Origin of the sequence: Sulfurovum sp., assembly GCF_015493435.1 — a bacterium.
In the GTDB taxonomy this organism is placed as follows: domain Bacteria; phylum Campylobacterota; class Campylobacteria; order Campylobacterales; family Sulfurovaceae; genus Sulfurovum.
The window spans coordinates 48,434-74,206 of record NZ_WGDD01000042.1 but is presented as its reverse complement, the minus strand read 5'-3'; the positions used below and the strand labels follow the sequence as shown (position 1 = coordinate 74,206).

Genomic DNA, 25,773 nt, shown 5'->3' with positions numbered 1-25,773 from the left:
TCTCAAGTCAGTCGTTAGGTAAAAGTCAGACTATTTGACAAAAAGAATAAAATTGAATATAATTAGAATAATAAATATTCAAGGGTTTTGCTATGAAAACAGTTACAATGAGAATAGATGATTCTATTTACAATATGATAAAACTCGCAGCAGATGGGCAACGAAGAAATCTCTCAAATTTCATTGAGTTTGCAACACTACAATATCTAACTTCATCACAATTTGTAGAAAAAGATGAAATGAATGAAATTTTAGAGGATAAAGAACTTGTCAATAATCTAATGAATGGATTAGAAGATTTCAAAAATGGTGACTACACAATTGTCTAAGTATCAAATTGCTGAAACTAAAACTTTTGAAAAAGTTAAAAAGAAGCTAGACAAAAAACTCTATACAAAAATTAAAAATTTTGTATATCCTCAACTTAGAGAAAATCCATTTTATGGTTCAAATATAAAAAAGCTAAAAGATAATTTAGAAGGCTATTATAGATATAGAATAGGAAACTATAGACTCTTTTATCTTATCGAAGACGATAAACTCATTGTGGCTATTGTAGATTTTAAACATCGACAAAAAGCTTATGATTGAACACATAACAAAACAGAGCTGATCGCTGAACGTGATCCCCTCTGCCATTCGTTGGTTTCCGCTCCGCTACTTGTATTCCGGTTAAGTATTGGTATTAACAAAATACCTGCTCTAATATCTACTTCTTGGACTTTTTGTTTTTCTTCTTTTTGGCGGCTTTCTTTTTCGAAGACTTCTTCTTCTCCGCTTTTTTCTTTTTGTTTTTCTTCGAGACCGGTTTTTTCGCCTTATCTTTTTTCTTTTCGGCTTTTTTCTTGGCCTTCTTTTTTTCCGCTTTCTTCTTCTTTTGCTTCAAACGCGCTTTTTTCGCTTTTTTCTCTTCTTCTTTCTTTTTTGTATCTTTAGCCATAATGACTCCTTTTTTAATAGTGGAATGCCTACATCATAGCAGTTTGAAGATTACATCATCATAATGAGATTATTTCGGAAGATTTGAACAGAAAACAATAAAAGTGTAGAGTGACACTTGACACTTTTCAAATTTTATCCTATACTTTCAGTAATTCACTATGAAAAGGATTGGATATGTCACTTAAAATGAAAGATCTTATGCTCCAGACAAATGAGAGCAAATCTACCATACTCTATTATCTGAAAGAAGGTTTGCTGCCTGAACCCGCCAAGCCTAAACCGAATGTACATCTGTATGATGAATCCTGTGTGCAGATCATAAAATTCATCAAATATCTTCAACATAACTTTTCCTACTCCATCGGGGAGATCAAAAGGATATTCGAAGACAATCATTTTGATTTTGACAGCAGTTTTGAAATGATGGTGAACTCGCTTGAACTTATTTCCGGCGGAAGGGACAACATTTGGTACGGCAAAAATGATTTTCTGGAACTGACAGGCATCGATGAAGAGAAATTGTCTCTCTATCAGAACAAGGGTTATATTTTCGAGCGTGCGAAAGGATACTCCTCCAAAGAGATAGAAATAGTGGAAATACTGGAAAGAGCACAGGGTCTCGGCCTCGACTGTTCCCTGCTCGATGCGTATGTGAAAGATGCAAAAGCCTTGGGAAAAAAAGAGAATGAAGTGGGTGCCAGACTTTTGGCAGACGATGACGTTACACACGACAGCCGTTATGAACTTCTTTTCGACCTTGTATTGACGCTCAAACCCTATATCTTCAATATGTATACCGTGCAGGCCCACCATAACATCATTAAAAAGGAAGCATAAATGAAAGCATTATTTAACATATCGGGATTTACCTCATATATATTTATCGTCCTTTTAAATGCAATGACGGACCTGGGTCACAAGATCATTCTGCAAAACACTATTTTCAAAGCCTATGAGGGTTCCGAACTGATCGTTCTGACCGCCATTGTCAATGCGCTGATCCTTCTGCCTTTTATCTTTCTCTTTTCACCTGCGGGGTACATCTCGGACAAATACAAAAAAACAAAAGTCATAGAATACGCTTCGGGTCTGGCTGTAGGCATCACCACACTGATACTCCTCTCCTACTATATGGGATGGTTTTGGGCTGCCTTTGGACTGACCTTTGTACTTGCCGCCCAAAGCGCCATCTATTCACCTGCGAAGTACGGTTTGATCAAAGAGATGACAGGCAATGAAAAGCTGACAGAAGCCAATGCCCTCGTTCAGGCTGTTACGATCATTTCAATCCTTGCCGGTGCAGTTATCTACTCAATATTTTTTGAGAGCCTGTTGGCGGACCGGAGCATCGTTCCTTCAGAAATACTGCCCTATATCGCCCCGGTAGGATACCTTCTCATCGGAGCGAGTATTGCCGAATATCTTTTGGCGAGACGTCTCGTTACACAGTTCAAGGCGGTTGAAAGTACGGAAGAGATGACATTTGAGGCAAAAGAGTATCAGAATCTAAGCTATTTGAAGAAAAATCTGGGTGTCATCAGAGAGAACAGGGCTGTATGGCTGAGCATTATCGGGCTCAGTGTATTCTGGGGGATCTCACAGGTCGTGGTAGCTATCTTCGGTGATTATCTCAAAGGGCATCTCGGTATCACCAATACGGTTGTGGCACAGGGCCTGCTCTCCGTTTCCGGCCTGGGTATCATTGCAGGATCGCTCTTTGCCGGACGGGTGAGCAGAAACTATATTGAGACGGGCATTATTCCTTTGGGGGCTTTGGGCATCACACTCTCTTTATATATGATCCCCTCCTTAAGCAATCTTTGGATTTTGGGTTCGGTACTCTTCCTCTACGGATTCTTTGCCGGGCTTTTCATTGTTCCGTTGAATGCGCTGATCCAGTTCGCAACCCCAACCAATATGCTGGGGAAAATACTTGCCGGAAACAATTTCATGCAAAACCTTTCTATGTTCATTTTCCTGACAGTCACAGCACTTTTCGGATACTTTGAACTTTCCAGTACAGCACTCTTTTATCTTGTTTCTCTCATAGCACTTGTCGGCATGGGGTATACCTTTATCGAATTGCCGCAGTCACTGGTACGATATATGGTACGTTTTATCGTAGGTTTCAAATATAAACTTACCGTAGAAGGCCTTAAAAATGTCAACCCGGAACAGGGCATCCTGCTTTTGGGAAACCATATTTCTTTTCTGGACTGGGCTATACTACAGATGGCATACCCCAAACAGATTCGGTTTGTGATGGAGCGAAGTTATTATGACAAATGGTATTTAAAGCCGTTCTTACGCTTTTTCGGGGCCATACCTATCTCAAGCCGTGGCAGCAGAGGGGCATTGAGCCAGGTGACCGAAGCACTTAACAGAGGTGAAACAGTTGCACTTTTCCCGGAAGGTCATCTTTCGCGCAACGGACATCTCGGAACGTTTCAAAGAGGGTTTGAAATAGCGACCAAAGAAGTCGTAAACGCTGTGATCGTTCCTTTTTATCTCAGGGGTCTCTGGGAAGATGATTTTTCCTATGCATCCAAGAAGATGAAGCGTAAAAAAAGTAAAGACATTTCTGTGTACTTCGGTAAACCTTTGGACGCACAGAGCAGTGCAGCCGAAGTCAAAAAGGCTGTCTTCACTCTTTCTGTAGACAGCTGGAAGGGTTATGCAGACACGCTGCCTTCCCTGCAGAACGCATGGATAAATACGGTAAAAGAAGTCGGTTCAAAACTATGCATAGCCGATTCTACCGGACTTGAACTCACTGGAGACAGATTTGCAGCCGGTACGCTGATGATCGCTTCCGCCCTTAAATCAAAACTGGGGAAAAGCCAAAATATCGGTGTACTTCTGCCGACTTCAGCGGGCGGTTCCATGGGAAATATGGCACTGCTTACCCTGGGGAAGACCATTGTGAACCTGAACTACTCAAGCGGAAAAGCAAGTCTGCTGCATGCATTGAAAACAGCCGAGATCACAAAAGTAGTGGCTTCCAGACAGTTCCTTGCAAAACTGAAAGCAAAAGGTTTCGATATGACTGAAGTACTTGAAGGTATGGAGGTGATCTACCTCGAAACAGTGAAAGAAGAAATGAACAGGGCCAAAAGTATTTTCATGCTCATGCTGATAAAACTCTTGCCTGCTTCCCTGCTGAGCCTGATATTCATTCAAACGGCCAAGCCGGATGATACCGCAGCGATACTCTTTTCAAGCGGAAGCGAAGGTACACCGAAAGGTATAGAACTGAGCCATAGGAATATGATGGGAAATATCAGGCAGATCACCACACTGCTTAACCCTGAAGACAGTGATGTAATGCTGGGTACACTGCCTATTTTTCATTCATTCGGCCTGACGGTCACGACACTTTTGCCTCTGATCGAAGGGATCCCCGTTGCCTGCCATCCTGACCCTACCGATGGTTTCGGCATAGGAAAAATAGCAGCCAGGTATGAGGCGACCATGCTTTTTGCCACTGCAACATTTTTCAGGCTCTATACAAGGAACAGAAAGCTCAACCCGCTCATGTTTTCTACCCTGCGTATGGTCGTTGCAGGTGCCGAGAAACTTCCCATAGAGATCCGTGATGAATTCAAAAAGAAATTCGGACATGATATTTATGAAGGATACGGCGCGACAGAAACGACACCTGTCGCTTCAGTCAACATTCCGGATGTTCTCATGCAGGACAGCTGGAAAGTCCAAAAAGGAAACAAAACAGGTACAGTAGGCTTACCGGTGCCGGGAAGCAGTTTCAGGATCGTCGACCCGGAGAGCTTTGAAGTTTTGCCGACCGGCGAGGAAGGTATGATCCTCATTGGAGGTACACAGATCATGAAAGGCTATATCGGTGATCCGGAGAAAACGGCGTCGGTCATTAAAATGATGGACGGTATCCGCTGGTATGTCACCGGAGACAAAGGACGTTTGGATGAAGACGGCTTTCTGACCATCGTTGACCGCTACAGCCGTTTTGCAAAAATTGCAGGCGAAATGGTAAGTCTTGGGCTTGTCGAAGGCCAGATCAGCACACTGATGCAGGAGAATGGCCAAATAGCTGTCACAGCACTTCCTGATGAGAAAAAAGGAGAAAAGCTCATCCTGCTGCTTGAGGGCGAAATAGAAGTCAGCTCCCTTCAGGAACAGATCAAAACACTGGAAATGAACCCTCTTTTTATACCTGCTGAGTACTATAAGGTAGAGGAACTGCCCCGGCTCGGTACAGGAAAATCAGATTTTAACGGTGCCAGAAAACTGGCAGAACGATTAAGCACGGTAGAGAAGGAGACGGTATGAATATTTCAGCATTCTGGCTGATCGTTCTTTCTATCTGGATATTTATACTGCAAAGCAGAGTAAAAGATCTTGAAAAAACGATACAGCGACTCAAAGATAAAAAACCATACACCCCGGCAATAGATGATGAAACACCCATAGCGGTACAGGAAAACGCAGAAGAGAATGAAACACCGCAGATACTCCCTCCTGTTGAGACAGAGGAAAGTGACGAAACGGTACACCATGCAGAGGTATTCCGTCAAAGCTATGACCGAGAAATACAAAAAGAACCTGCAAAACCGGCATCTTTTATTGCCAACTACTTTACACAGGGAAATCTGCTGGTACGCATAGGCGGGATCGTACTCTTTTTCGGATTGGCCTTTCTTGTCAAATATGCCGCAGAACACAGTATTATCAGTATGCAGATGAGGTTGGAGTTCATCGCCGTTGCAGCGGTGGCACTGGTGATCACAGGCTGGAAACTGCGTGAAAGAGAAGGGGCCTACGGTCAGATACTTCAGGGGCTTGGTATCGCTATGCTTTACCTGGTCATTTACGCCGCCGCCAAGTTCTATGCCATGCTCCCACTCGATACCGCATTCGCTTTGATGTTCATGGTCGTTGTTCTGGGATCGGTACTTGCCGTCAGGGAAAACGCCCTGCCCCTTGCCCTTTTTGCAACGGCAGGCGGCTTTCTGGTCCCCATTTTAACCTCGAACGGCGAAGGGTCGCACATCATCCTTTTCAGTTATTATGTTTTTTTGAACCTGGGTGTATTCATCGTTGCGTGGCACCGTTCCTGGCGTTTGCTCAATGTGGTTGGATTTCTCTTTACCTTCGTCATCGCGACCATCTGGGGAGTGCTGCGCTACCGGCCGGAACTGTTCAATACCACTGAACCGTTCCTCATACTCTATTTTGTCATGTATTTGACGATTTCTATCCTGTTTACACTCAAGCATACATTTAAACCGAAAAACTTTGTAGACAGTACACTGGTATTCGGCCTGCCTTTGTTCGCCTTTCCTTTACAGGTCAGCCTGGTAAAACCCATGGAATACGGTGAAGCCTGTAGTGCCCTGGTACTGGGTACACTCTATCTCATACTTTCACGGCTGCTCGGAAAAAGAGAAAGGACTGCACTTTTGGCCCAGGCATTTCTGGCTTTGGGTGTTGTATTTTATACCATAGCCATCCCCTACCTGTTCGATGCCGATGTAACCGCTGCTTTATGGTCACTGGAAGGCAGTGCCCTTATCTGGATGGCATTAAAGCAGGAGAAGCCGTATGCACGGTATTTTGGTGAGATGCTTGTACTTCTTTCGATTGTTATTTACCCGGATTCTGTCAGTTTTCAGGGTATTTCACCAGTAGAATATCTGGGCTATATCATTGTCATCACATCTTCACTGATCGCTTCCTACCTTTTAGACAGTTATCAGAGGCAACTCTCTGCATCACAGAGGCTTTTAGCCAGGATTTTTCTTGGCTTGTCCCTCTTCCTATGGTTCACCTGTACACCGTCTGAATTCTTGAAACTTGATAACATGCTCTACAGCAATGCCCTGCTCTTTTCTCTTGCTTCAGGTGCCTTCCTGCTCTTTGTTGTCAGCAGAATGTCTATATGGAAACTGCTTACCGATACACTGCAGGGATATATACTTCTGGGTATCCTGTTCTTCTTTACGGGTATGACACATACACTGGCACACCCGCATCCATTTGAAGGTTTTGGTGCCCTGGCACTGGGTATCCTGTTCTTTCTGGGCTATCTGTTCCTTTATACGTACGGCCATGTGTGGAAATACACGAAACAGATACACATTCTCAGCCTCTGGTTCATGACAGCGGTATTCATGCTCGAGTTGCGATACCATGCCGAACTGCTGCATGCAGGGAAAAGTATCGTCATGGTAGCTGTTGCCGTTGTTCCCGTACTTTTTTCATTTTGGCTTCTCCTGCCCAAAAAATATATCTCCTGGATGGAAATACATCGAAACACTTATCAGTTCACAGGTGCAGGCGGATTGGTCACTGTGCTGATATTCTGGGAACTTGCAGCTTTCCGCATAGCCCCGGATTTCAGTCTGCTCCCTTATATACCTGTTTTAAACCTTTTGGATATGATGCAGATCGCCGTGCTGGGCACAGTGTTCTACTGGATCTATCACAACAGGACATTCTTTCCACAAAACACAAGAACGGTATTATACGCTCTAACGGTTTTTATTTCCGTTCTCCTCGCTTCAGTCATTTTTGCCCGTACTGTTCATAGTTTCAAAGGGGTTGACTATACACTGGTCGCTTTATGGAAAAATATTTATTTTCAATCGGGATTGTCCATACTGTGGAGCACCATAGCCATTATAGCGATGCTTTTATCCAAGCGGTACAGCAGCCGCCTGTTATGGCTGTCTGGTTTCGGGCTTCTCATACTTGTGGTACTCAAACTCTTTTTTGTGGAACTTGCAAGTTCCGGAACGATAGAAAGGATCATATCGTTCATAGTAGTAGGGTCACTGCTCTTGCTGATAGGATACTTTGTTCCGCTGCCTCCAAATGAATCCAAGGAGGAAAGGTAAGTCCTTTTTTTAGGGTATCTTTAACAATAGCCAAGGATTTAGGAGCAGCGACTTCAGTCGCTGACATATGCGACTGAAGCCGCCTCCCCAAGTGCTATCTTGGCTTAATGGCATTGTGGATGCCTGTTATATCTTCCGGACTTCCCCTGCTTTCAAAAAACAGATTTTTCCCGGATGTTCTGCCGCGATCTTCTGCATCCACACCAGGGGTTCATCCAAAGGTTCATCCGTAAGCTTGTAGGTACCGTAGTGCATTGGTATCATCTTTTTTGCTTTCAGCTGTTCGAAGGCTTCAAAAGCTTCCTGCGGGTTCAGGTGGTTGTGTTTCATGATGAATTCCGGTTTGTAGGCGCCTATGGGCAAAAGGGCATAGTCAATGTCAAAGCGTCTGCCGATCTCTTCGAAATGGTCCCCTGCTGCGGTATCTCCTGCAAAATAGAGGCATTTCCCGTTGCAGCGCAGCACATACCCGCCCCATAAGGCACGGTTCTTGTCGAACAGCCCCCTCCTGCCCCAGTGTTTCGCAGGCACCAGGGTAATGTCAAGACCTTCTTCTTCATACTTCTCGTACCAGTCCAGTTCACTTACAGCCAGGGAAGGTACCGCCTTGTGCAGCACCGGGGACATATGCAGAGGCAGAACGGCTTTGGGGTGTCCGGCTTCGATCATTTTAAGCGACCCTGTATCGAAATGATCGTAATGCACATGCGAAATAAGAAGATAGTCTATCTTTCCGAGTTCCTCGATATTGTAGGGTACCTCGATCTGCCGCTTGTAAAAAGGGATGTCTCCGAATACAGGGTCGATCAGTATACGTTTTCCTCCCAGCTGGATGAGGAACGAGGCATGGGAGAGCCAGCAGATGAAGTCCTCTTCCTGCAGCAGCTTTTCAGGTGTATGGACCAGCTGCAGGGGGCGAACGGCTTTCCCCTTCATACTGCTGTCCGCCCTGCCAAAGAATTTCCATTTCAGAATGTTAAAAAGGTTGACATTCGTGGAACTGTCGTATTTGCCGGTAAATTTTCCCTGTTCGTATTTTTTCATGGTTTATTGTAGCACAGATGAAAGTTGTTCCGGATCTACAAATTCGATCGATTCTATCTTTTGGTGCCTTATCCTGTACACGGTGATCTTTCCTTCTTTTTTGTCGAGTTCTTTTCCAAGGTCATCCCTGATCAGCATCACGGAAAAAGGATATTTCCTCATTTTGGGCAGTGCGAACATCGAGGTAATGAAAGAGGGCATCGTGCTGATGTCTGAGAGGTATTTGATATAGGATTTTTTCAAAAAACCTTTCGGTTTCTTTTTGAAGAAATCAGCAGTCTTTATCGCCGTTTCCTTTTCAAATGTTACGAAAACCAGCCTGTCGGAAGCCTCGACTTTCAACACTTTTCCGAACTGGTCTTTCAGTGCGATGTCAGGGAAGTTCTCCCCTCTTTTCCAACCCGAAAACAAAGTAGCCGTCAATAGCAGACTAATGAGTAAAATGTTCTTCATGCAGATCCTTAAAACCTAAGTATACCAGAACAAAGAGCAGATCGACAGTTGCAATGGCATAAGCGATCCAGCCCAGTGTCCCTGCCTTGTAGAGTGCAAAGAAACCCGCCGCGGTGATCACACGCAGAATGACCGTGGCCTGCGCAAAGCTGTAGGCCCTGGAAGGTACAAGCCAGCCCAGCAGATGCAGGGCCCCTACCCCGGTCACAAAGCCGAACACGATCTGCTGGTAGCCTCCCATGAATGCCTGCCCGATAAGCGCGTAGAGCGTAGGGCCGAAGAAGAGGAGCAGTACACCGCCCATGCCGTCAGAGAGGAATCCGGCAAGATTGTAAAGGTCTATGGGGCGCTGGCGCTTCAAAAACATTCTACGGTCCTTGCGGGAGAACAGAGGTGAGAAAAAGACCAGACCCAGAAGAAAGAGCATGCCGAACAGGGCGCGCAGTGCCCACATCGTTTCCGTATGCATCTTGGCGAACCCGGCCTGTTCAAAGCCGCTTACCGTCAGTACCAAGGCCATCAGGATCAAAGTTCCTGAAAGATACAGGGCCTTTCGTGCCGATATTCTGACAAAAGGTTCTATGATGGAGAAGGCCAGGAAGAGCAGCCCTATCCCCACGGCGATATGTGCATGCCCGACCACAAGATCATTGCGATGGAAAAGCGCACGCAGATGGGGGATAAAAAGGATATTCCCCTCCACATCGGCAAAGAGAAAGGCCGTGATGGAAATGAAAAGCGTCAGGTTTCTTTTGAGAGAAAGCCCGGCATCCTTCCACCAGAGAATGAGCAGAGGAATGTACAGGAGCGTCAGGTACTGCAGGAACCATTCGGCATTGTAGGAGATGGGGCCGACAAAGGAGCGGTACAGTACGCTCAGCAGATAGAAACCGAGCGGTATCTGCCACAGTATATGCCAGCGTGTCACAAAAGAGACTTTCTCCGAAGCCAGTTTGATCGCCAGGTAATAGATAGCGACCAGTGCAAAACTCATCCCCAGAGTATTATCCCCGTGCGGGCCCATAAGCATCTTTTCCACCTGACCGTAGTCGGGGTTCATCAGGAGCAGCAGCGCGAAGGGGCTGACGATGACCAGTACTAGAGAAACACGCACCCAGAGCGGTTTGACCTCGTAGTTCCTGATGGACTTGAAGATCGCGATGATATAGAAAAGGCCCGCCAGGGCAAGAATACCGTTCAGTTCATAGGGAAAATCGTAAAAAGGAAGACCGCGGGTATCGCCTGCCAGCAGGGAGAATACCATGAACAGAAGAAAGATATACCACAGATAGAGGAACCGTTCCAGATACCAAATGCTCTGCGGGGTCATTACATGCTCTTTGTCGAACAGTGCAAAAGGAAGCAGTGTCAGCATCAGCGGTACGAAACCGTACAGCATCAGTGAAATGTGCAGAGAACGTACCAGGTCGGGACGGATCAGCCCCGTGCCGATATCCAGCAGCTGCAGCGCATAGAGCAGGCCGAACGCCGCCGCTAGGATCAGGAAGGTGTAGGCAAAGTAGATGTGGGGAAGGAGTTTTTCTTTCAGCATAGGCGTCCGTCCTTGAGTGTGATGACCCTGTCGGTGGGTTTTATTTTGGAATGGTCATGGCTCGCGACGATCACGGTCGCGTCGAGACCGCGCAGCAGGTCGAAAACGATCTGGGAATTCCCGGAATCGAGGTTCCCCGTGGGCTCATCGGCAAAAATGTATTTCGGTTCGTTGATCATGGCACGCGCGATCGCCGCCCTTTGCCGCTGGCCGCCCGATATCTCGTCAGGATATTTTCCGGACAGTTCGGCAATATCGAGCGATGTCAGCAGCGCTTCTATCTCCTGACGTGTTCTATTGCTGGCCATGGCGATGTTCTCATACACGGTCAGATGGCTGATCAGGTAATGGAACTGGAAAACGAAACCGATCTCTTCTTTTCTGAATCTGTTGAGATGCCTGATATCTCTGCTTTCCAGGCCATCGAAATAGAGTTTTCCTTCGGTAGGTTTCAGCAGCGTCGAAACGATGGAGAGCAGCGTGGACTTGCCGCTGCCGCTCTCCCCCGTGATCACCGTGAACGAACCCTCCTCTATCTCCAGGCTGATGTCATGCAGGATACCCTCCTGCCCGTAAAAATGTGAAATATGTTCCAGACGCAGCACTTATTGCCCCCTGTTTATCAGTATGATCGGGTCGATACGTGCCGCGATCAGAGCCGGTATAAGGGCACCGATCATCGCCATGAGTACCGTACCCGCAAGCAGGCGGAAGAAGAGCCCGGCATCGATCTCGCCGCTCAGGTAGCCCTGGAACTTCTCTATATGCTGCAGCTGGTCCAGAAGCAGTACGCTGATGCCGTACGCCAGGGCAAAAGCGATCAGGATCAGCACTGTGACTTCGACAAGGATATGAAAGACGATGGTCACCTGGGAAATACCCATGGCCCGCTTGATACCGAACTCATACCGTCTGTCGTTGACCATCATACTCATCAGGCTCACGATCGCAAGGAATCCCATGAAAAATGAGATGGAGGCGATGACATTGCTGGAAATGCGTATGATCTTGAACTGGTTGTAATTATCTATGAATTCCGTAGTGGACTTGACGTCTATATCGGGATCGAGTGCTTTGATCGCGTCGATGACACGCACGCTGTCTCCGTCGATATCCTGCAGGGAAACCAGAAGAAAAGAAGCGCTTTTGTGAAAAAGGGATTCCGCATCCGATATGGCAATGACCACGCCGCCGTTCTCAAACCCGATATCGCTTCTGTATATCCCCGAGACACGAAAGGGTTTTCCCATCAGTGTGATCTTTTCGGGGTCATGCAGGATCGAAGCGATACTTTCCCCAACAATGACCTCACCGCTCTTTTCCGGATACCTTCCCTCCTGGAGCCGGTAGTTCCCAAAACGGTTCCGGGTCACTCCATAGATCCCCGCGATAGGCACCGTATCGATGGCACCCGCACCGACGATCACGCCCTGGGCCGAGCGGACACCGTTTATTTTCGATATCGGTGCCAGAAGGGAGCGGTTGATATCGCTGAAAAAGGTGTCGGCCACCCCTTTCTGCATGACAATGATGTCGCCGTCCGTCTTCAGCATGGAGGCGTACATGGAGATGATGCCGTTCCCCAGTGCCGTAATGAGGAAAATGGAAGCAATGGCGGCCGTGGCGGAAATGAGAATAAGTACGGTCTTGTACTTGTAACGCAAAAATGATTTGAACATCAGACTCTCTTAACGTTCGGTGAAGTTGACGTCTATCGCGAGGTCCACACGGTCACGCACGGTCAGTAAAAGCAGTTTGGGAGGCTGCACCCCGTAGCTCGACATCTTGAACGAAGTCTTTCCGTTCAGGTGGACTTTGCCGTCCTTCTCCCTGATATTCGCCTTGATCTTCAGCGGTTTGCTGACATTGTGAAATTTCAGAACACCGTCTATCGTGTAGCCGTTCCCCTGTTTCGTGACGGAGCTGAAAGTATAGGTCGCCATAGGGAATTTGGCACTTTCAATGGCTTCCTCCATATGTTCATCCCTGTCCGCCTTGTCGCTCTTAAGGTCTTTGAGCGAAACATCCACGCTTCCACGGATGGACTCTATGCCTGAAGGCATAGAAAGATGCGAGACCAGTTTGGTCGTGACCGGATCGATGTGGGAATCGACGAGCACTTCGGTATGTACCCTGACGCTGCCCTTCGTGACAGCCAGATTGCCGCCCATCAGTGCAGAAGCAGCGAAAAGTGAAAGTAATAAAGCAGTTTTCATGTGTGTATCCTTTTGGTTTGATTTGTTTGAAATGAGCCCGACTGCGGAGCACAGTTTGCTGTCAACCTATTACGGCAGACCCCTTTCCGCAGGAGTCAGGCCCATGAGGTACAGCACCCGGTACAGTTTCGGTTGCAATGATCTATACAGGTAGATGCCGGCGAGCATCAAGAGTGCGATCCATGCGGGAACGAAGGTATGCGAGAGTGCGATGAGCAGTCCCATGCCGGATGCCGCCCACAGGCTCAGTGCCATAACGGCCAGCATCCTGTAAGGCAGTCTCGTCAGTCGGCGCAGTATGATGACATTGTAATAGGAGATCACAAAAGGGTAGACCAGGCTAAGCATTTCCCTGGACCCGGAGGCATAGAGGAGGTACGTCAGCGTGAAAAGGGCAAGAAGCACACCATCATTATACTTCCAGTCTTTCAGTTTATAGGCGGCTGCAAGGCCGATGCAGTGAAAGAACACGATGTTCCAGGTAAAGGCGCTGCTCCCCCACAGATGCATGACACTGTCACGCGAAAGCGTTTCGAACAGCGCGGCATCCAGAAGCAGCCAGAGGAAGATGCTGCCGGCACTGTAGTATGAAATACTCCCCCGCGCTTCCCTTCTCTGCGCCATGTTGGCAAAAAAGGAGGCGAACAGGGCGACTGCCGACAGAAAGAGGGCGATGTCCGTTCTTTGTACCGCAGCTACGTCAAAATACGAGGTACCATACATATAGGAGAGTGCCAGAGCGACCACCACTACGCCAAAACGGTCGATGCGTGCAATGAGCATCGGTGCGGTCAATCCGCTGATCAGGCCGAAAAGAAATAGTTCTGCCGGATTGGCAACAGCATACTGGAACGAGAGCAGCAGCTGTAAAAAGAGGAGAAGAGAGATCAGCCATCCGCGTTCCCTGTAGTAGAAGACCGATACCAGAATACCGGCCATGCCTCCCGCGGGGACCATCCATATCTCCGTCAGGACGGAATGATGGTACTCTACCACACCCGTCTGCAGGATCAAAAGATAAAAAGTGAATTCAGCGGCAAAGAGGAAGAGAAATGCCAGTTGGGTGATCCGGGTCTTAAGCAAATGATTCATTTTTCTTTACATGCCTTTCGATTTTGTTGGCACAGTATAAAACAGAAAAATGAAGATTTGATGAAGAGGCAATTCAGCCCTTTTAAGGTACAGAATTTATAATAGTACAGCACCAGGATAATAGTAGCCAAAGGAAAATGCATGTATCTGCTTATCGTTGAAGATGAAAAGGCTGTCGCCGACCAGTTGAAAGAGCTGCTCGAACAGGAACTGTACCGCTGCGAGGTCGCTTACAATTACAGAGAGGCGCTCGATCTGATCGACGAAAAACGTTTCGACCTTGTGCTGCTCGACTGGAACCTTCCCGACGGGGACGGACTCTCCCTGCTCTCATTGATGCGCGAAGAGTCCGTTGCCACTCCCGTATTGATGCTCTCGGCCAACACGGAGATAGATGACCGTGTCACCGTACTGGATGCCGGCGGAGATGACTATCTCTGCAAACCCTATTCGAACATCGAACTGCTTGCCCGTATCAGAGCGCTGCTGCGCCGTGAAACACCCCAGAAGAGTACCCGGCTCTGCATCGGTCCGCTAACCCTCGATACCAAAAGCCGGGAAGTGCTTCTGAGCGGAACACCTGTCAAACTCAGTCTTTCGGAGTTCGACCTTCTGGAGATACTCCTGCAGAACAAGAATATCGTCCTGACGCGTTACCAGCTGAACGACCATCTGTGCCGGGACTACAGCGGGATCAAACAGAGCAATCTTGTGGATGTACATATCAAGAACCTTCGGAAAAAGATAGCCCTCGATGATTTCATCACGACGGTACGCGGTGTCGGGTATACGATCAAGGATTCCAACTAAAGGGCAGCTCCAAAATCCTTAGCTTTTTCTTTAGCATGTCTCGGGGATGCGACTTCAGTCGCATATCAGCGACTGAAGTCGCTGCTCCAAAATACTTAGCTTTTTTTGAGTCTGATCACCGCCGTTGTCCCCAGGCCTTCACCCCCGCTTCTCAACATGACATCGGCATCGAAAAGCTGCGCGAGTTTCCGGCTGATCGCCAGCCCGAGCCCATTGCCCTTCTCTTCCCTGTCGGCAAGCCTGTTCACCTGTGTGAAGTCTTCGAAGAGCCGTTCCAGATCTTCTGCGTCGATGCCGATCCCGCTGTCCGCTATTTCGATACAGATATCTTCCCCGCACGCCTGCAGAGACAGTGCGATCGATCCCTCTTCTGTGAACTTTATCGCGTTGGAGAGAAGATTGATGACGATCTGTTTGAGCAGACGCGTATCGGCAATGAGCTGTACCGGTTCGGGCAAGCGGTTCTCAAATGTCATCTCTATGCCTTTCTGCTCTGCCAGAACGCCGAGCATATCTACTATCCCGGCTACAAGTACCTCGATCTCTTCACTGCTTTGCGCTTCGGGATTTGCCTGTACCTTGCCCGCTTCGATCTGAGCCAGATCGAGAATATCGTTGATCATACCCAGAAGATGATGGGCGGAGGATTCCATCGTCGCTACCTTTTCCTGCTGTGTGGGTGAAAGTGTTTCGTAGCCGATGAGATACTGGGCCGAACTTAGGATAGTGTGCAGCGGGGTACGGAGTTCATGCGACATCAGGGAGATGAAGGTCGATTTTGCCCGGGAAACTTCCCTGGTCTGCTCGATCAGACGTATGTGATCGAGCTGCAGCATGATCATGGTAGCGATGGAACGATAGAATTCCGCTTCGTAGGGATCGTTCCCTTCCCTCTCGGAGTTTGAGTATATCACACCGTAGAACGACTCTGTCCGTCTGTCGAAATCTTTGGTATACAGCAGCATCGTATGCCGCAGATCATCCTCTCCGGTACTCTCTTTCGGATACTCCGTCGAAAAAGAGAAGGTCTGGTGCGGCATGAAGGTCTGAAGCTCTTCGATGGCCACACGGATACATTCTTCTTCCTTCTCTGTCTTGATCAGGTGGTTCAGCATATCGATGAGCTGCACAAAACGCAGCACGCGCAGCCTGTTCTCTTCTTCGAGTACACCGAAAGCACGGTTCGTTTCGCTGATCAGGACATTGAAATCATGTGCCAGTTCGCCGATCTCACCTTCGGAAGCTATAGCCACCTGTGTCGTATAGTCCCGTGTCGATATGATAGACTGCGTCGCCTGTGAAAGCGTGGCTATCGGTTCCAGGATACGGCGGCTTACCCATAAGGAGAGGATCGCGATCACGAAGATACCCAGAATGAACAGCCCCCAGAGAAAGAGAAGGAAGGTATCGAGAAAGGTCAGTGCCACTGCCTTGGGAACGGTATAGACCAGTATCCATTGCGACAGCATTCCCTGAAGTTTCTCATGCAGGACCAGGTACGATTCCCCCACATAATCTTTGCCCTCTTCAGCGATATGTGACAGCAGCCTGTCATCGTATATCTGCCCTATTTTCACGCCACCCACCGGATCGTAGAGCATGGAGCGGCCCCCTTTGCCGTTTACGGTAAAACGTTGAAGGTTCGAGAACGAATAGGCCATACAGAGATACCCCAGCAGCGTGCCCTCCTTCAGTTTTGAACGGACGGGAGCGAACATCACGATATGCTTTTTCGTCATGAAGTAGCTTTTATCGTGTTCCTTTGCCTCTCTGATGCTGTCGATCATACTGGCACCGTTTATGGCAGTGTCTGCTGTCGATGCGATCACTTTCCCCTCAGTATCCAGGGCAAGTATCTGCATATCCAGAGAGAGGTCTTTCTCTTTTTGCAGCAGTATCTGCCGGATACGTTTGTCCACATCGCCGACGATCATATCATCCATAATATCCAGAGAAGCAAGGAAATGGATCTCTTTTCCCAAAGAGAGCAATTCTTCCCCTATGCGCTGTCGGGTTTCGTGTATCTGTATATGGTAGGTCTCGAGCGCATTGTCCAAAAGCCTTTTTTCACCCAGGTTGTGGATGTAGACCAGCATGACAAGAAAAGGAAGGAAACCGATGGCGAAAAGCGCGATCTGCAGTTTCGCCCTGAGTGTTTTGGGCAGGATCTTCTCTATCCGCTTCATGATGAGGGCCCTTCATAGATGATCTTCATCCCGGTACCGACCCTGTTCTTCGGCAGATAGCCTACCGCACCTTTCACCTTTTTGATGAAAAGCAGCATACTTCTGACCGACTCCACCCTATAGGGCGGGCGATGCCCCATGTAGTGCTGTTTTGCCCAGTAGGCTTCCCATTCTTCGGCATCCATTTTCAGTATGTCATGTTCAAAGCGCTGTCTCAGCGCATTTTGCGGCGGCAGGTTCAGTACGACAAGCCTGGTATCGCCCCAGAAACGCTTTTTTTTCAGATAGAGCGTACGTACCTGTGACTGCGTAAGCCTGTCTATGGGGCTCTCTGCATTGGTCACTACGACAAGCTTCCCGGCATAAAGGTACAGGCCAAGCAGCAAAAAAAGAGATACAGCCCGTAACATGGAACTCATTTAGAACAGTGCCGAGACCGAGAGAAGAAAACGGTTCTCGTCCTCTTTGGAATGCCACTGGTATTCGGCCTTGAAGGCAACCGGAAACAGCGGCCTGTAGGTATATCCCATGACCACAAAGCTGTCTTTGGTATGTTGAAGCCTGTCATCATAGGCTTCCACCCTCAGGATCGCTTCATGTTCTTCTGCTATCAGGTAGCTTCCCTGCAGATATCCCACGTAGGGAACCGTGCTTCCATCTCCATTGAACTGTGTTCCCAAAGAAGCCTGCACTTTGAACGCTTCCGTTTCATATTGAAAGGCACCCAGAAGATAATAGTACTCTTCATCGGAAACAAGATGAAAATAGCCTGCATTGAACTGATATTTCACTGCATCCTTCCGGAAAGAAAGTCCTGCACCTGCCTGCGCGTCGATATCGAAATTGTTATAGGGGTCATCATAGAAAAGTTTGTCGAGATCCTCTGTTCCCTGCAGCATCAGGTCAAAAGCGGCATCATAACTGTTCCCGGACTGATAATGCAGATCCGCACCCGTCGTAAAATTCGGGAAAAGAATGTGCGTAAGTACAGGATTGGAACTGGTATCACGCAGTACGTTGATAGGAATACGGTTCCAGAAGCCGATGGGCGAATTGTATTTCCCCAGCATCAGTGCATAGTGCTCATTGAACTCTTTATTGACATACATCCGCTCAATATGGAAATCTTCCTGCTTTACATCACTCGCTTCATCACCGAATACTTCACTGTAGACATTGTCAGCTTCCACTTCCATCAGGTAGGAAAATGTGTCTGTTTCACCGTAAAGCATGAGGGCCAGCTCATCCAGTGTAAGCGTACGGGGACCTCCCTGAAACTGGCTGTATTCAAGAGAAAAATATCCACCCATATACAGAGGAAGGTTTCCCAACTGTACACCCTGGCCCAGCTGGTATTTTAACCCCTGCCCATACATCGACACAGAGAAAAGCAGGAAAAAGAGAGAAAAGCGTCGCAGCATGTGAGTCGTTCACCTTTTGGGAAATATTCCGGAGTATAACATTTTTTAGTATAATTACCTCATTAATATATGTTATAATCATTCATCATGAAAGAGTTGTTCACCCAGGAATACAAGCGTATCGTACGTTACATTGAAATTCTCATCGTCATTGTTGTCATTGCTGCGATCTATAATTTCATCTCCCCTGCCTCAGAGCATAAAACCTTTTACCTTTCCGGTTCAAGTAGCAAAGAGATAGCCCATGAATTGGAGAAATACGGCTATACCGTTACCTTCATCGATCAGATCTTCATGCATCTCGGGACACTTCCCAAAGAGGGATGGTACCATGTCAAAGATACGAAAAAAAGCCGGTATGACTTCTTTTCTTCCCTGTATGAGAAAAATGCCGATGTCATGCAGGTCGTGGTGTATGCCGGGGAAACAGCTAAAGAACTCTGCTACCGCCTGGCGAATGACATGAAGCTTGACGAGAAAAATCTATTTGAGGAGTATGAAGCACGTTCCCGCTTCAAGGAGGCAGATATTTTTGCACAGCATTATAGCATCGCCAGGAATGCAGATGCCTTTGCCGCAATGCAGTACCTTTTTGACCTGTCGAATAATGAACTGGCAGCATTCGAAAAAGAGTATTTCACACAAAAACCGAAACTTTCAACCATGAGAATACTGCTGACCATAGCTTCCATCATCCAGAAAGAAAGCAATTCGATCAAAGAGATGCCACTGATCTCCTCAGTCATTTACAACCGACTGGATAAAAAGATGAAACTGCAGATGGACTGTACGCTGAATTATGGCAAATACTCCCATGTCATCGTCACCCCGGAACGCATCAGGACGGACAATACCTATTTCAATACCTACCGGCACAAAGGTCTGCCGCCACAGCCGCTGGGAACAGTTACCATCGATGCACTCAGGGCGGCGATGATGCCGTCGGAGAGCAAGTACCTTTTCTTTATGCTCACCCCGGGCGGATCACACAACTTCGCAGTTACTTACGAAGAACATTTAAAGAATATCAGGGCCTTCAGAGAATATCTGAGAAAAAAGAAGACCCTGAAAGAGAGAGAAACAAACCAGACCGTCTGTGTGGAAACCAATGCAACAAAGCCATAGGGATCAAAATATCTTTGTGTTCGTTCTCCCTTTTAATTTTCATGCTGCTCCGCGAATGCTTCGTAATTTCCTTCAAAATCGATCATAGAACCGTCTTCATTGAGCTTGATGATACGGTTCGCGAATGCATCGATGAGTTCCCGGTCATGTGAGACACAAATCACACCACCCTGATAGTTGTGCAGCGCTTCACCCAGTGCGACGATGGCTTCGAGGTCGAGGTGGTTGTCAGGTTCATCCAATACCAGGAAATTGGCAGAATCCATCATCATTTTTGAAAGCATGACACGGTGTTTCTCTCCACCCGAACAGGCATCGATCTTCTTTTTCTGTTCTTCACCGGAGAAGAGCATACGCCCCAGTGTTTTCCTGATGTCATCGATGTGCCATTTGGGGTCAAAGCCCTGTATCCACTGCGGCAGTTCTTCATCACCGACCACAACATCCGTTGTATTCTGCGGGAAGTAGGTCGTGGTGATCGTCTGCCCCCAGTTGAATTTTCCGCTGTCAGGCTCAAGATTGCCCATAAGGATTTCAAGCAGCGTGGTCTTTCCCACACCGTTCGTTCCTATAAGCGCTATCTTGTCACCTTTATTCACCTTGAAACTCAAGCCTTCAAAGACGTTCTCATTCCCGTAGCTTTTGGAAAGGTTCTCTACTTCAAGCACTTCGTTTCCAATGTCCCGGTGCGGCTTGAACATAATGGACGGGTCTCTTCTGCTTGAGAGTTTGATCTCCTGTACGTCGAGTTTGTCCAGCTGCTTCTGACGCGAAGTCGCCTGCTTGGCCTTGGAAGCATTCGCCGAAAATCGCGCGATGAACTTCTCCAGTTCCTCTTTTTCTTTAAGTGCCTTGCTTCTATCTGTCTGTGCCTGCTTTGACAGAAGGTTCGCCGCAATGTACCACTCATCGTAGTTACCTGTGAATTCACGGATATTCTGGAAGTCAAGATCCAGAATGTGTGTGACGACACCATTGAGAAAGTGCCTGTCGTGTGAAATGACAAGCAGCGTTCCTTCATGGCGTTTCAGTTCCTGCTCCAGCCAGGCAATCGTCTCCATATCGAGGTTGTTGGTAGGCTCGTCGAGCAGCAGAACATCAGGCTTGAGGAAGAGCACCTGTGCCAGGAGGATCTTGAACTTGTCCCCTCCGGTCAGCGAACTCATAAGGTCGTCATGCTGCTCTACCGGAAAGCCCAGTGTTGTGAGCAATTTTTCTATTTTGACGTCACTTTCATAGGTCGGGTCCTCATCGGCACAGATCATTTCGAGTTCTGCCAGCCGGTTATTCACCTCATCACTCTCAAAATCGCCTTCCATGTAAAGCTTCTCTTTCTCTTTTTGTGCCTCATAAAGCTTTTTGTTTCCGTAAAGTACGGCATCTTTGAGCGTAAAATCCTCGAAAGCATACTGGTTCTGGCTGAGCATACCGAGCTTCAGGCCGGGTTGAAGCTGAACTTCACCGTCACTCGGCTCCATTTCACCTGCCAGAATTTTCATAAAGGTAGATTTTCCGGCACCGTTGGCACCAATAAGACCATATCGTTTTCCTACGTCCAGGGTAATATTGATCTTGTCGAAAAGTACTCTCTTTCCGTAGCGTTGTGTTAAATTGACTGTACTTAGCAAATGGGTATCCTTATTATCGTTCTGTCATATACGGATGGCATTCTATCATAATGTATTGAAAGAAATTCCTACTGCTTCACGCATCCAGCAATTCAACGATCTTTTCTATCGGTCTTCCAATGGCAGCTTTACTGCCTTTTATGACTATGGGGCGTTCAATCAGCTTCGGATGTTCTGCCATCGCTTCAATAAGTTTCTCCTCATCCTCAACTTCTTTAAGACCAAGTTCTTTATAGACAGATTCTTTGGTTCTCATCAGTTCTCGCGCTGAAATTCCGAGCATTTCCAACACCGATTTGATCTCTTCTTTCGTCGGCGGCGTATCAAGATATTTCACGACTTCTGCCTCTATACCTTTCTCTTCCAGCAATGCTGCCGCATTTCTCGATTTACTGCATCTTGGGTTATGCCAGATAGTTATTTTACTCATTCTATTATTCCTTTACTTTTTTTTCAAATTTCAACAGTGCTTCAAAATCTTTAAGAGGAACAGCTGTAGAGGCGAGGTATCCCTGGTAGGTATCACAGTTCACATGTTGAAGATATTTCAGTGTATCTTTGTTTTCAACCCCTTCAGCCACAATACCCAAGTGAAACTTTTGTCCTATGGCCACAACAGCCTCTACAATCATTTCATCATCCGTGTTCATGTTGCGTATGAATGACTGATCGATCTTTATAACATCGACCGGCAGTTCTTTAAGATGCGACAAGGAGGAATATCCTGTCCCGAAATCATCAATGGAGAAAGCAAACCCAAAACCCTTCAGTTCCTTGATCTTTCTTATGGCATCATCAATATTTCGTATGATACCGCTTTCCGTGATCTCCAGTTCAAACCATTCCGGTTTCACCCTGTGCTTTTTAACAAGCAGCATCATTTTTTCTACAAAATGCGGTTCCAGAAAGTGTACAGTACTGATATTGATTGAGATATGATGCAAACTGAATTTTCCCATATCTCGGTTCATTTCTTTGACGTCTTTAAATATCCTGTCAAATATCCATTCTTCCAGCTTGATAATGATCCCGCTCTCTTCGGCAAGCGGAATGAATGCAGTGGGAAGAATAAGCCCTCTTTCAGGATGATGCCATCGGATCAATGCCTCTGCACCAATGATTTTGTTGCTCTTGACATTGAGCTGTGGCTGATAGTACATTTCGAATTCATTATCTTTAATCGCTTTATGTATGTCATTTTCAAGCATAAGCTGTTCCTCGACCTGTGTACTCATACTGTCCTGATAAAACTTCATACTGCCACGTGTGCTCTTTTTTGCTTCATACATAGCGGTTTCCGCACGTTTGAGGAGATCAAAGGCTGTTGCATCCGTATCGGCAAACAAAATAGCACCGATGGAAAAACTCACATGATGGTCTTTCCCTACCACTTGGATCGGTTGTACAAAGTACTGATTGAACTTTACAACATATTGGGAAGCTGCTTCCTTGGCTGTATTTTCATCTTTACCGATAGTGGGAATTAAAATAACAAATTTATCACCAGCCATCCTTGCCAATGTTTCATGACTGCCGATAAATGCTTCAATCCTGTGAGCGACCTGTTTAATGACTTTATCGCCGATATCCTGGCCAAAGGTCGTATTGATCTTTTTAAAATTGTCTATATCAAGGAAAAGCAGTGCACCATAGTCTTTGGTAGATTTTTTAACCTCTGCAAGATTTTTGAGTTTATCCATCAGCAGTGTACGGTTGGGAATGTTCGTAAGCATATCATAATAGGCATCCCGCATCATCTTTTCCTGGGCTGTCACTTCATTTGTAATATTATTTACAATTGCTATACCGCCGGTAATATCTCCATCATTATTAAGCATCGGTATCGTTGAGAGATCGACATAAAGATCTTCTTTTGCATGGCTGTTTGCCATAAGAAATGGACCACGATAATTGCCTGACTGATGTTTAAAAACATTTTCATGGATTTCGAGAATCTTGGCATCTTCAATATTTTGATACAGAGAGATACCTATAAGCTGTTCTTTGTTTTCTATACCACTCATCTTGCGGAACTGACGGTTCACATCCTGCAGTACCAATGATCTATTATAGTAGTAGATACCTACAGGAGCACGTTCGAATAGAGAGAAAAAACGTTCTCTCAGCTTTTCATGGGATATTTTTATATCGATGAACTGCTGGCGATCTTCCAGCGATTTATTAATGACCTTGCCATAATAGTTCGCTACAAGGATCATAAGCAGAACCAGGGAAAGTACAGCATAGGCAATATTCAGATATAGCTCACCTGATAAAAAGAAAAGTCGCCATATGATCGGCCCGTACATCACAAATACATAGCTTAGAAGCAAATCTTTTTTTGTCGCCAATACGCCCAGAGAAGAAAAACCTACAGCAAAGAGGAAAAGGAGCAGAATCATTTGTCCCAAAAGATTGGATGCCGGGAATAAGAGCAACGCACTGCTCCCCCAGATAATCCCGCTGAGCAGAACATTGGTATAGTAGCGGTCAAGCCACAGTTTTGCATTGCCGTGTTTTTTCTTTTCACTCTTTTTTTTAAACAGACTGTAGTGATAGAAACGATAAAGAAACATTATAATGTTCAACAGCAGCCAGACACCGATCGGATACAAGTCTACAATCGTCATTTCCATAGCACTTAAAAGAAGTGCTCCCAACAGCTGGCCAACCAGAATAATAGGCAATGAAAGATAGAAAAAACTCAGCTTGTCATAGGCCACTCGTTCATTCAAAGCACTATTCATAGTATAGAAATCATTCCTTTCATCTGGCCAACCCTTGACACCCGATTATGATTTTATACAAAAAAATCATATATATTTATTATACACTTTTCCTCTTTAATAAATATCAATGGTGAAAAAAACGTATAATTTTCTATTACTCTTCTTCACCCTTAAGCTCTTTTGGCATTTGTTTGCTTGTCTGTGCACCAAGCTCTTTCAGCTGCTGTACCTGCCGGACAAGGTTTCCCTTTCCGTCACTGAGTTTGTTCTTTGCTGCGGAAAAACTGCTTTGAACAGCATCTATCTGTTTGGAAATCTTAATAAGATCTTCTGAAAAACGTACAAACTTGTCATACATAGCCCCTGCTCTTCGTGCAATTTCCTGGGCATTCTGGTTCTGCCGTTCATATTTCCAGACATTTTCAACGGCTCTCATAGCGACCAGAAGTGTGGTCGGTCCCACCAGAAGGATCTTCTTTTTAAACGCATTGTCATAAATACTGCTTTCATGCTCCAGAGCAACAGCCAATGCCCCCTCTATGGGCATGAACATAAAGATGAAATCCAGCGTATTGACTTCTTTCAGCCGTTCGTAATTTTTGTTCGCCAGTGTTTCAATATGCATTTTAATAGAGTTCAGGTGGGCGGTAAGGTAGGTGGCCTTATTATCTTCATCTTCTGCATTGACATAGCGTTCGTACGAGAGAAGTGACGTTTTTGCATCGATGATCAGGTCACGGTTGTCCGGCAGATGAACGATCACATCGGGACGCAGAACTTCCCCTTCATCTGTCTGAAGGTTCACTTCACGCTCAAACTCGAAACCTTTACGCAGACCGGAAGCTTCAAGCACATGTTCCAGTACCATTTCACCCCAGACACCCTGCTGCTTGCTTTCTCCCTTGAGTGCATTGGTCAGATTAATGGCATCTTTGCTGATCTTTTCGTTGAGTTCTTTAAGAGACCGGATCTCGTTTTTGAGAACCGCTCTGTCCTGGCTTTCTGTGTTGTACGTGTCGGATACCTGTTTTTTAAACTGTTCTATCTGTGTCTGAAGCGGTTTGATCATACTGTCGATATTTTGTTTGGAAAATTCTGCAAATTTTTCGGAATTGCCGTCAAAGATCTGTTTTGCCAGGCGTTCAAACTCGGTTTTCAGCTCTTTTTTATGCTCCTGCATCATTTCAAGTTTGCTGGAAGCATGCCTGCTTTCCGTTTCAAGTTTCATCAGCAGTCTTGCATTGTTCACCTGATACCTGTGGTTGTCTTCCTGAAGATGCGTAAAATGCTCCTGCAGTGTTTTATGTTCTTCTGAAAGGTTTTTATAAAGGTTTTCAAGGTTTTCCAGTTTCGTCTGGGTCTGACTCAACTCTTTTTCCAGAATGCCGTTTGCACTCTGCAGGGTTCCGATCAGTTCTGTTTTGTCAGCAAGCTCTTTTTTAACCTGTGCAAAATGCTGCAGTTCCTGAAGCTGGGCTGCGTTGCTGATCTTCGTTTCCTGGAGTACTTTCTCCAGGGTTTCTATTTTGCTGTTTTTTACTTTGTCAAGAGCCTGGCTCTCTGCCAGTCTGTCACTCAGCGTTTTTGCTTTGGTTGAGAACACCACTACCACCAAAACAATGATCAGCAGCACCACTGCCGCGATCCCTGCGATCAGCATCAGTGTCGAATCATTCTGAACTGTCTGAAAAATTTCCTGCATG

Annotated in this window: 22 protein-coding genes; 7 read left to right on the top strand and 15 right to left on the bottom strand. The window is 46.4% G+C overall.

What is annotated here, in order from left to right:
* Positions 1–92 precede the first annotated feature (92 nt).
* Entirely contained in the window at positions 93–329 is a 237-nt protein-coding gene (locus F8L24_RS07435; protein ID WP_294953922.1) for a CopG family transcriptional regulator, read from the top strand.
* Complete coding sequence (locus F8L24_RS07430) at positions 307–591, top strand: type II toxin-antitoxin system RelE/ParE family toxin (RefSeq protein ID WP_294953919.1); 285 nt, start codon at positions 307–309, stop codon at positions 589–591. Before F8L24_RS07435 ends, F8L24_RS07430 begins: the two co-directional genes overlap by 23 nt.
* A gap of 118 nt (positions 592–709) precedes the next feature.
* Here F8L24_RS07430 and F8L24_RS07425 read toward each other — a convergent pair whose 3' ends face one another.
* On the bottom strand, positions 710–940 hold the full coding sequence (locus F8L24_RS07425; protein ID WP_294953916.1) for a hypothetical protein: 231 nt from the start codon (positions 938–940) through the stop codon (positions 710–712).
* Between the two features lie 176 nt (positions 941–1,116).
* Between F8L24_RS07425 and F8L24_RS07420 the strand changes: the two genes are divergently transcribed.
* Genes F8L24_RS07420 through F8L24_RS07410 form a run of 3 tightly spaced genes read left to right on the top strand, consistent with a single transcriptional unit; the run spans position 1,117 to position 7,814 of the window.
* Entirely contained in the window at positions 1,117–1,779 is a 663-nt protein-coding gene (locus F8L24_RS07420; RefSeq protein WP_294953913.1) for a MerR family transcriptional regulator, read from the top strand.
* Positions 1,780–5,247, top strand: coding sequence for an acyl-[ACP]--phospholipid O-acyltransferase (locus tag F8L24_RS07415; RefSeq protein ID WP_294953910.1), 3,468 nt, complete (start codon positions 1,780–1,782; stop codon positions 5,245–5,247).
* Complete coding sequence (locus F8L24_RS07410) at positions 5,244–7,814, top strand: DUF2339 domain-containing protein (RefSeq protein WP_294953907.1); 2,571 nt, start codon at positions 5,244–5,246, stop codon at positions 7,812–7,814. Before F8L24_RS07415 ends, F8L24_RS07410 begins: the two co-directional genes overlap by 4 nt.
* A gap of 126 nt (positions 7,815–7,940) precedes the next feature.
* Here F8L24_RS07410 and F8L24_RS07405 read toward each other — a convergent pair whose 3' ends face one another.
* From F8L24_RS07405 to F8L24_RS07375, 7 genes are all read right to left on the bottom strand, one after another.
* Positions 7,941–8,858, bottom strand: a complete 918-nt coding sequence (locus tag F8L24_RS07405; RefSeq protein ID WP_294953904.1) for an MBL fold metallo-hydrolase — start codon at positions 8,856–8,858, stop codon at positions 7,941–7,943.
* Positions 8,859–8,861: 3 nt separating this feature from the next.
* A complete protein-coding gene (locus tag F8L24_RS07400) occupies positions 8,862–9,311 on the bottom strand; it encodes a hypothetical protein (protein ID WP_294953901.1) in 450 nt (149 codons plus the stop codon).
* Entirely contained in the window at positions 9,289–10,863 is a 1,575-nt protein-coding gene (locus F8L24_RS07395; protein ID WP_294953899.1) for a hypothetical protein, read from the bottom strand. Before F8L24_RS07395 ends, F8L24_RS07400 begins: the two co-directional genes overlap by 23 nt.
* Positions 10,857–11,468, bottom strand: a complete 612-nt coding sequence (locus F8L24_RS07390; RefSeq protein ID WP_294953896.1) for an ABC transporter ATP-binding protein — start codon at positions 11,466–11,468, stop codon at positions 10,857–10,859. Before F8L24_RS07390 ends, F8L24_RS07395 begins: the two co-directional genes overlap by 7 nt.
* Positions 11,469–12,542: an FtsX-like permease family protein gene (locus F8L24_RS07385; RefSeq protein ID WP_294953893.1), complete on the bottom strand. Its 1,074-nt coding sequence runs from the start codon at positions 12,540–12,542 to the stop codon at positions 11,469–11,471.
* Between the two features lie 9 nt (positions 12,543–12,551).
* On the bottom strand, positions 12,552–13,079 hold the full coding sequence (locus tag F8L24_RS07380) for a YceI family protein (RefSeq protein WP_294953890.1): 528 nt from the start codon (positions 13,077–13,079) through the stop codon (positions 12,552–12,554).
* Between the two features lie 69 nt (positions 13,080–13,148).
* Complete coding sequence (locus tag F8L24_RS07375; protein WP_294953887.1) at positions 13,149–14,171, bottom strand: hypothetical protein; 1,023 nt, start codon at positions 14,169–14,171, stop codon at positions 13,149–13,151.
* Positions 14,172–14,312: 141 nt separating this feature from the next.
* Here F8L24_RS07375 and F8L24_RS07370 point away from each other — a divergent pair, with 141 nt between their 5' ends.
* Positions 14,313–14,981 (top strand): response regulator transcription factor, encoded by a 669-nt coding sequence (locus tag F8L24_RS07370; RefSeq protein ID WP_294953884.1) that lies wholly within the window; start codon positions 14,313–14,315, stop codon positions 14,979–14,981.
* Positions 14,982–15,076: 95 nt separating this feature from the next.
* Here the strand turns inward: F8L24_RS07370 and F8L24_RS07365 are convergent, their stop codons facing one another.
* The 3 genes from F8L24_RS07365 to F8L24_RS07355 are packed head-to-tail and all read right to left on the bottom strand — an operon-like array spanning position 15,077 to position 18,588.
* Positions 15,077–17,167, bottom strand: a complete 2,091-nt coding sequence (locus F8L24_RS07365; RefSeq protein ID WP_294953881.1) for an ATP-binding protein — start codon at positions 17,165–17,167, stop codon at positions 15,077–15,079.
* A complete protein-coding gene (locus tag F8L24_RS07360; protein WP_294953878.1) occupies positions 17,164–17,577 on the bottom strand; it encodes a hypothetical protein in 414 nt (137 codons plus the stop codon). The genes F8L24_RS07365 and F8L24_RS07360 overlap by 4 nt, the downstream gene beginning before the upstream one ends.
* A 9-nt stretch (positions 17,578–17,586) precedes the next feature.
* Positions 17,587–18,588, bottom strand: coding sequence for a hypothetical protein (locus F8L24_RS07355; protein ID WP_294953875.1), 1,002 nt, complete (start codon positions 18,586–18,588; stop codon positions 17,587–17,589).
* An 87-nt stretch (positions 18,589–18,675) separates the two neighbouring features.
* Between F8L24_RS07355 and mltG the strand changes: the two genes are divergently transcribed.
* Complete coding sequence (mltG, locus tag F8L24_RS07350; protein WP_294953872.1) at positions 18,676–19,713, top strand: endolytic transglycosylase MltG; 1,038 nt, start codon at positions 18,676–18,678, stop codon at positions 19,711–19,713.
* A gap of 32 nt (positions 19,714–19,745) precedes the next feature.
* Here the strand turns inward: mltG and F8L24_RS07345 are convergent, their stop codons facing one another.
* The 4 genes from F8L24_RS07345 to rmuC all read right to left on the bottom strand — a co-directional run bounded on the left by F8L24_RS07345 (position 19,746) and on the right by rmuC (position 25,772).
* On the bottom strand, positions 19,746–21,341 hold the full coding sequence (locus F8L24_RS07345; RefSeq protein ID WP_294953869.1) for an ATP-binding cassette domain-containing protein: 1,596 nt from the start codon (positions 21,339–21,341) through the stop codon (positions 19,746–19,748).
* Between the two features lie 76 nt (positions 21,342–21,417).
* The gene (gene arsC, locus F8L24_RS07340) at positions 21,418–21,771 is read right to left on the bottom strand and encodes an arsenate reductase (glutaredoxin) (protein WP_294953866.1); all 354 of its coding nucleotides are present in this window, start codon (positions 21,769–21,771) and stop codon (positions 21,418–21,420) included.
* A gap of 4 nt (positions 21,772–21,775) precedes the next feature.
* Positions 21,776–24,088, bottom strand: coding sequence for an EAL domain-containing protein (locus F8L24_RS07335; RefSeq protein WP_294953863.1), 2,313 nt, complete (start codon positions 24,086–24,088; stop codon positions 21,776–21,778).
* Between the two features lie 136 nt (positions 24,089–24,224).
* Entirely contained in the window at positions 24,225–25,772 is a 1,548-nt protein-coding gene (rmuC, locus tag F8L24_RS07330) for a DNA recombination protein RmuC (protein WP_294953862.1), read from the bottom strand.
* Position 25,773 lies beyond the last annotated feature (1 nt).